Source organism: Streptomyces sp. NPDC002884 (assembly GCF_040295245.1).
GTDB lineage: Bacteria > Actinomycetota > Actinomycetes > Streptomycetales > Streptomycetaceae > Streptomyces.
Genome location: NZ_JBEOVB010000080.1, coordinates 1 through 7,293, shown reverse-complemented (window position 1 = coordinate 7,293; position 7,293 = coordinate 1). Strand labels below are relative to the sequence as shown.

Annotated in this window: 4 protein-coding genes and 5 pseudogenes; all 9 read right to left on the bottom strand. The window is 67.2% G+C overall.

Annotated features, from left to right (window positions below; all coding sequences use genetic code 11):
• A pseudogene (locus ABT070_RS45735) lies at positions 1-122 on the bottom strand (transposase); the annotation flags it as partial.
• 10 nt (positions 123-132) lie between these two features.
• Positions 133-464: pseudogene (locus ABT070_RS46395) on the bottom strand (ISAzo13 family transposase); the annotation flags it as partial.
• Between the two features lie 64 nt (positions 465-528).
• Positions 529-1,512, bottom strand: a pseudogene (locus ABT070_RS45730) (ISL3 family transposase); the annotation flags it as partial.
• The gene (locus ABT070_RS45725; protein ID WP_351769249.1) at positions 1,407-2,018 is read right to left on the bottom strand and encodes a transposase family protein; all 612 of its coding nucleotides are present in this window, start codon (positions 2,016-2,018) and stop codon (positions 1,407-1,409) included. The gene ABT070_RS45725 and the pseudogene ABT070_RS45730, both read right to left, overlap by 106 nt.
• Positions 1,996-2,499: pseudogene (locus tag ABT070_RS45720) on the bottom strand (transposase); the annotation flags it as partial. The gene ABT070_RS45725 and the pseudogene ABT070_RS45720, both read right to left, overlap by 23 nt.
• Positions 2,500-2,736: 237 nt before the next feature.
• Positions 2,737-3,503: pseudogene (locus ABT070_RS45715) on the bottom strand (transposase family protein).
• 87 nt (positions 3,504-3,590) lie between these two features.
• Positions 3,591-4,439 (bottom strand): MBL fold metallo-hydrolase, encoded by an 849-nt coding sequence (locus tag ABT070_RS45710; protein ID WP_351769247.1) that lies wholly within the window; start codon positions 4,437-4,439, stop codon positions 3,591-3,593.
• 140 nt (positions 4,440-4,579) lie between these two features.
• Positions 4,580-5,560, bottom strand: a complete 981-nt coding sequence (locus ABT070_RS45705) for an aldo/keto reductase (protein WP_351769246.1) — start codon at positions 5,558-5,560, stop codon at positions 4,580-4,582.
• A gap of 591 nt (positions 5,561-6,151) precedes the next feature.
• Positions 6,152-7,168, bottom strand: coding sequence for a type 1 glutamine amidotransferase family protein (locus ABT070_RS45700; protein WP_351769244.1), 1,017 nt, complete (start codon positions 7,166-7,168; stop codon positions 6,152-6,154).
• Between the last annotated feature and the right edge of the window lie 125 nt (positions 7,169-7,293).

Here is a 7,293-nt window from a genome sequence, read left to right as displayed (position 1 = left end):
TCCAGGAAGCGTTCCGTGGCTGCGTCCTCGCCGGGTGCGGTGTAGACGGGCTTGAGAGCCTTGGCGACCTTGTCCCAGTCCTGACGGGCGGCGTAGCGGAACGAGTTCCGCAGCAGATGGAGCCGTAAAGAATCAACCTGTCGGCGTGTTGGGTCGATGGATGCCAGCAGTTCGGCGCCGGTGGCGAAGCGGGTCTGGGCGGGAGGCAGGGTGATTCCGGCTTCGCGGAGGACGGGTTGGGCGTCTTTGAGCGCGTTGTTGAGGGTGCCGAGACTGACGCCGAAGGCGTCTGCCAGGACTTGTCGGGTGCCGAGCTTGCGCTCGTAGAGGACTGCGGCCAGGAGGCGTTCGGCATCGGTGATCTTCTGCCGGAAGACGCCTCCGCGGGTGCCGGGCTGGCGTGGTCCGCCCCGATGCTGGTGGCGGCGCCGCTCGATCAAGGCGGCTTGCTGAAGCGACAACTTGCCCGTTGCGGACTGCGTCGAAGTCGCGGCGGAGGTTGCGGGCGAAGCCCGCAAGCGGAGCCAGACTGTCCTGTTCGACGTCGATGATCCAGTCTTCGAGGCGGTCGCCGTGCCGTCCGGTCATCATCGCGGCGAACTTCCTGACGTGAAGAGTGAGCCGGTCAAGTTCAGGATCACGCTCACGCAACCGGTGCAGGTTGTCAGCGTCCTCGTCCCGCAGGTGCTCGGGGTGCGTCATGATCCAGGAGGTGACCTCGCGGACCGAGGGAGGCTTCGGTCCCGGATCGGGTGCGTGTCCGCGCCCGGTCCGGTAACGCCGCAGATGCCGCTGAACAGCCAACTCGCCGCAGGAATAACCGAGTTGCTTGATCTCCCGGTAGAGCTGGGCAGCGTTTCTGACGCCCTCGTTCCAGCGCCGGTGCAGGTAGCCGACGTACGGATCAACGACATGCGCTCGTTGGAGGTTCTTGGCCACGACATCGTCGGCGGAGCGTGCGTTGACCAGTTTGCGGACGGTGGCCTGGTGCAGCCCGAGCTTCCGGCCGATCGCCGCCTTCGACATCCCCTGCTGCCACAGTTCGTGGGCGGCAGCATGCTGCTCACGCAGCCGGATCACGATCTTCAGCTCTTTCGGCGGCTGGACCACCTCGGGTTCCACCTCCACGAGGTCGGGGCCGGAGACTGAGCCGGGAGGCGGTTCGGTCAGGTGGGAGCGATGGGCGTTGACCGTCTTCTCAACCGCTTGGCCGAGGTTGGCCCACAGGTGATAGCGATCCGCGACCTGTTCGGCCTGCGGCGCCCCGACCCGAGCGCCCTCCTCGTAACCGCTGGAACGGTCTCGGCAAATGACCCTCACCTCTGGGTGATCGCGGAGCCAGGCGGCCAGGTCCTCCCCGTCGCGGCCGTCGTAGATGTGCAGCGGACGGTGCGTGGCCATGTCGATCAGGACCGTGCCGTAGTGGCGGCCCTTGCCGAAGGCGAAGTCGTCGACCCCGAGGATCTCCACCTCGCCGATCTCCGGCTCGGGCAGGGACCTGACCAGCCGCAACAGCGTATCCCTGCCCACGGTGAGGCCGACCGCGGCCGCCAAACGGGCTCCTGCCCGGCCAGGGACAGGCCGATCTGCGTCAACACCCCACGCAGCTGCGGGGTATGTCGGCTGTGCGGGGTGGTCAGTCCCGCGATCTGCTCGGCAAACGTCACCGCCGTGCAGGCAGGGTTCTCACAGCGGAAGCGGCGTATGCCTAACTCGATCACGACGCCGAGCCCGCCCACGGCGACATCACGCAGCCGGCGTACATACCGGCCGTGCACCCGTGCCGAGCTTTGGCCGCACCGGCAAGCCGCGGTCGTCGCTCGCGCGCGCGTCCTCAGCACCACCTTGTCGGGCCGCCGCTGGACCTCCTCGATCAGCAACGCGGACAGGTAGGGAAACAACTCCAACAGCACATTACGAGAGCACGCGATGCATGATCGCGAACATCTGAAACGACCTGCACAAGCGTCCGGATCACAAGATCGTCGCCAGAACCCTGATCTTGACGTTGATCGCATCGACGAACAAAACGGGGTAAACGCGGTCGAGCGGCCGGTTCCGCCACTCGGTCATGCCCTCCATCACCTTGTCGGTGATGGTGGAGATGGTCTGCTTGGAGACCTCGGCCCCGTAGACCTCGGCCAGGTGGGCGGCGATCTCGCCGTGCGTGAGCCCCTTCGCGGACAACGACAGAACCATCTCGTCGACCCCGGTCAGCCGGCGCTGCCACTTCTTGATGATCTGCGGTTCGAACGTGCCCGACACGTCACGCGGAACCTTGATCTCGACCGGTCCGACGTCGGTCAGCACGGTCTTGGCCCGGCCTCCGTTGCGGGAGTTGCCACTGCCCCGGCCGGCTGAGCCGTGCTTCTCGTAGCCGAGGTGATCAGCGATCTCACCTTCCAGAGCGGACTCCAGGACCCGCTCGGTCAGCTGCTGCAGCAGCCCGCCCTGCCCAGTCAGCTGCAGTCCCTCTGACCGGGCCCGCTCCACCAGCATCGCCACCAACTGCTCGTCCGACACGGGCACGGGCGGCCCGGACAAGTCCTGCTCGACAGGCTCCACGGTCCCCAACTCCACGGCGATATCAGTCACTTGACGTCTCTCCCATGATCGTCGGATCCGCCGTTAGATTTACACTCCCACCAGGTTAGAAAGGGTTCAGGCGACTGCTCTAAAGGGTGTTGCACAAGGCGGTGTTCGGGCAGGTCAGGGCCCGTGGAGGCAGTCTTCTGGTCATGACGCGAGCGCGAGGTTGTGCATGAGGGCGACGGCCTGGACCGCGTGGTGGAGGCAGTCGCCGCGCTGCCGGCAGTCGCGGAGGATCTTGTAGTTCTTCATCCGGCCGATCACATGCTCCACCCGGGCACGCACCTTGCGGTGGGCGGCATTGTCGGCTTCCTCGCCCGGCAGCAGAGGCCGGTGCGGGCGTTTGCGGTGCGGCACCACCATCTGGCAGTTGAGGTAGGCGCCGTCACCCAGAACGGTCACGCCCTGGCAGTGCTCGGCCAGCCCTGAGGCCCGCCAGGCGTGCGCGTCCGCGGTGGTGCCCGGCACCGGGCGTGCGGCGGCGATCACCAGGCGGGTGTCGGCATCGACGATGACCTGCACGTTCGCGGAGAACCGGTAGTTGCGTGACGATGAGCCCACGTGCCGGTCGCGGACCGGGACCAGGGTGCCGTCCACGATCCACAACCGGTCCGCCGCATCAGCCGGGCGGCAGACGGACTCGAGCGCCAGCAACCGACCAAGCCGCCGGATGACGCGGCACACCGTCGAGGAAGAGACGCCGAACAGCGGGCCCAGCTGCCGCATGGTCAGGTTCGTGCGGTAGTACACCGCGACCATCAGCACCCGCTCGGCCAGCGGCAGCGACCACGGCCGGCCCCGCAGCGTGCCGTTGCCGCCCCGCTCCCGCACCACCTTCAACCCGAGAACTGCGTCACCCGCAGCCCCGTGAACGTCTCCACCCACACCCGCTCAGCACGTAAAACCCCAGCCATACAGAAGAGATGCCCAGCTCAGAGCCTTGTGCAACACCCTTTAGTCCTCGTGTGCGGAGACGCGCTGGTTGGTTGCTTTCGGGGTTCTCAGGGACCGGAGGGAAACTTCTTGTGGGCCGGGGTGTCGGCGGGTTCGAGGAGGCGGAGGTACTCGAAGGGCTCGTGCGCCGCGAAGATCTCGATCTCGGGGTGGTCGGTGTGCAGTGCGCGGAGGCGGTCCTGGTTTTGCCGGCGGCTGGTGAATTCTGTGGTGACTGCCATCTGGAACAGGGCGGGGCCTGGTGCGCACCTGCGTCGCGGCTGTTTGATCTCACGGGCGTCGAAGTAGGCGTCTCCGGCGGCCAGGATCCATTCACCGCCCTTGCTGACGGCCACACCGCAGTGTCCATGGGTGTGGCCGAAGAGCGGCACGAGGAGGATGTCCGGGGGGAGTCCTCGCAGTTCCCGCACAGCATCGAAGCCAAACCACTCCTCACCGCCGTGCCGGTAGGTCCGCCAGTCCGGACCATGCGCCCACATACCCGGCCGGTATCTGCGGCGCGCCTTGAAGGACGGTCGGCTCACGGCCATCTCTAGCTCGGTCTCATGCACGTGGACCGCAGCGTTTGGGAAGTCCGACAGGCCGCCGACGTGATCGAGGTCGAGATGAGTCTGGACGATGTGACGCACATCTTTCGGGTCCAGTCCCAGGCCGCGGATCTGATGGACGGCGGCGAGCGAATCGTCGATCTCCGGACGGGCGTAGCCCCGCACGAAGTCGCTGCCGAGGCGGGCGATCGGGTCGGCGTAGTCGGCGGTCCCCAGGCCCGTGTCGATCAGGACGAGCCCCGAGTGCTCGGTCTCCAGCAGCAGCACATGGCAGACGAGGTGCCGGCCCCGTACCGACAGACCGCGCAGAGACGCGCAGTTCAGGTGATGGACATGCGTCACGCTCATCGGGAAATGCCTCCTCTAACGAACTTTCGGGTTGTTGGTCTACCAGGCTGCCTGTCTGTGCGGCGTGCGCGTTTGTGCCGTGGGCTCCCCTGACCCGGGCAGTGCGGCATGCGCAGGCTGCATCAGCCGGGGCAACGCGGTCACAGCAGACCTGTGACCTCGTGTGGGACGTAGAGCTCTTCGAGGAAGGCGACTTCGTCGTCGGTGAGCTGCACGTCGAGCGCGGCGAGAGCGTCCTCCAGCTGGGAGCTCTTGGACACGCCGACGATGGGCGCGGTCACGCCGGGGCGACCGGCGACCCAGGAGAGGGCGATTTGTGCCGCGGGGAGGCGGCGGCGCTCCGCCAGGTCCGCCACTCGATCGATGATCCGCTGGTCGGCGTCGGTGGTGGCGTCGAACAGGACCTGGCCGTACTTGTCGTCGCGTGTGCGGGCCGTCTCCTGTCCCCTGGGACGGGTCAGCCGTCCGCGTGCGAGTGGGCTCCACGGAATCACGCCGACGCCCTGGTCCGAGCAGAAGGGGAGCATCTCGCGCTCCTCCTCGCGATACAGGAGGTTGTAGTGGCATTGCATGCTGATGAAGCGGTGCCAGCCGTGGAGGTCGGCGGTGTACTGGGCCTTCGCGAACTGCCAGGCGTACATCGATGACGCGCCCAGATAGCGGACCTTTCCGGACTGCACCATCTGGTCGAGCGTGGAGAGGGTCTCCTCCAGCGGAGTGCGGGGGTCGAAGCGGTGGATCTGGTAGAGGTCGATGTAGTCAGTCCCGAGCCGCTTCAGACTGGCGTCGAGTTCCGTCATCATCGACTTCCGTGACAGGCCCCATGAGTTGGGGCCGTCGTGCATCGGGGCGAACACCTTGCTCGCGATCACGACTTCGTCCCGGCGTGTCTCCTTCGTCAGGACACGTCCGAGGATCTCTTCGCTTGCACCGTCGGAGTACTGGTTGGCCGTGTCGAAGAAGTTGATGCCAGCGTCGAGTGCCCGGCGGATGACGGTGCGGCTGTCGTCCTCGTCCAGTGTCCACGAGTGCTGACCTCGGCTCGGGTCTCCGAAGGACATGCCGCCCAGGGCTATCTGTGAGACATCGAGTCCGCTCCTGCCCAGTTTCACGTATTGCATTGTTCTCCTTCTCGTCGTGGACAGGTCTTGGTGATCTGTCGTCATGTTTGTGCTCGCCCTTCGGTCGGCGGGCGCGAAGAGGCCTCGGGGCGGGGCCGGTTCGGCAAGGAGGTCGATCCGTTGTCCTGCCGGATCCCATGACGACGCCGGCCGAGAGCTGGAGATCGGGGGACGGCTGACCGTGCCCTGTGGCCGAAGGGGTCGGTCGATGTAGCTGCGCAGGTCGCCGCCGATGGCGCTGCCGGGGTCGACGGTGGCGGTCGGTTCCGTGCCGGTGGGACCGTCGGTCCAGGTGTTCGGCTTGCGGGTGCCGACGCGGACGTCATCCGGCTGGTGCTGTGACCGCGGTGAGGGGGACGGGCTGTGACGCGGTGGCGTCGGGAGGGCGGACATCTCCGTCGAGCAGAGCGGTGTCCGGCGCGGGTCTGGCGGTGATCCGTGGGACCACAGGCCAGCTGGCAAATCCTATGTCGCGCCGCGGGCCCGTGCCTGTTCTCGGTGCAGACCCGTCGGTCAGGGATGCCTCTCAGGGGGTCCGGCGTTGGCTCGCCGGTGGGCGTGGTGATCCGGCCGGGCCCCGGAGATCAAGGGTCAGGGCGTCCGGGTCCGCCCGGTGATCCGCAGGAGGTGTTCGGTCTGGGCGTCGACGGACTGGGGTCCGTTGCCGGTCAGCAGGGTGTGCTCGTCGTCCCAGACGACCTTGGCCGCGGAAGGGTTCAGGGTGAGGTCGACGTCGTAGCCGGCCGCATCCAGGGCGACGTCGACGTAGTAGGGCAGGCGGGTGGATTCGCCGGGCACCTTGGGGTATTGGAGCTCCAGCATCATCCGCTCGCCGTACCGGGCAACGGTGGTGAGGCGCGCACCCCTGAACCGGTGCTGCTCATCGGTCGTGACGGTGCCTTCGTCGTCGACGCGGTAGCGGGCGGACGTCATCGCGACGGGGGCGTGGCAGATGAGCGAGATCGGCACAGCGCTTTCGTGGAGGGTGTGTAGCAGTTCGCCCATCCACGGGTTGTCGTGGAAGTCGACCATGGGGGCGTGTCCGCCGGGCATGTGGACGAACGCGAAGCTGTCGAGGGAGAAGTCGTCGTCCGGGTCACGGTGCCGTCGGATCAGCTCGGGGATCGAGTGGTAGTGGTGCTCCGGCAGGGCTTCGAAACCTGCGACGACGTCGTCCCTGATGGAGACGGCCTCGCTGTCGGTTCTGGGCAGGGCCTCGGAGACCGGGATGCGTCCGAGGTGACGCCGGGCAAGGGCCAGCTCCGCATCGCGGCGTTCCAGCAGGTCGGGGTTCTTGGCACGCAGTGCCTCAGGGGTGGAGTGCTTCGTGGCCCGTTGGATGGTGGTGCGTGCGGTAGCGCTGCCCAACCGACTGCCGGCGTGGAAGTTGAGCGCCAGGCCGTTGATGTCGAGCTGGGGCGGGTTGCCGTCGGGAGTGGCGAGAACGAAGTCGTAGTCGTCCTCGAAGGCGGCCATGACCGCGGCGAGTTCGACGAGGAAGAATCCGGTGGGGATGCCCGGGTGGTCGGTGGGCCTGCTCAGCGGCAGGGTTCGGGCGGAGGAGAGCACGAAGAGGGCTCGGGGCCGGGTCTCGGCGGGTGTGGGCATTGGTAGGCCTTGTCCGTGAGGTGGGGTGTCAGGCCGGTACGCCGGAGCCTCGCTTGATGAGGGCGTCGAAGGTCCGGTCGGGCAGGAGCCGGCTGAGGAGGATGAGGGGGCGGGCGCCGAAGCCG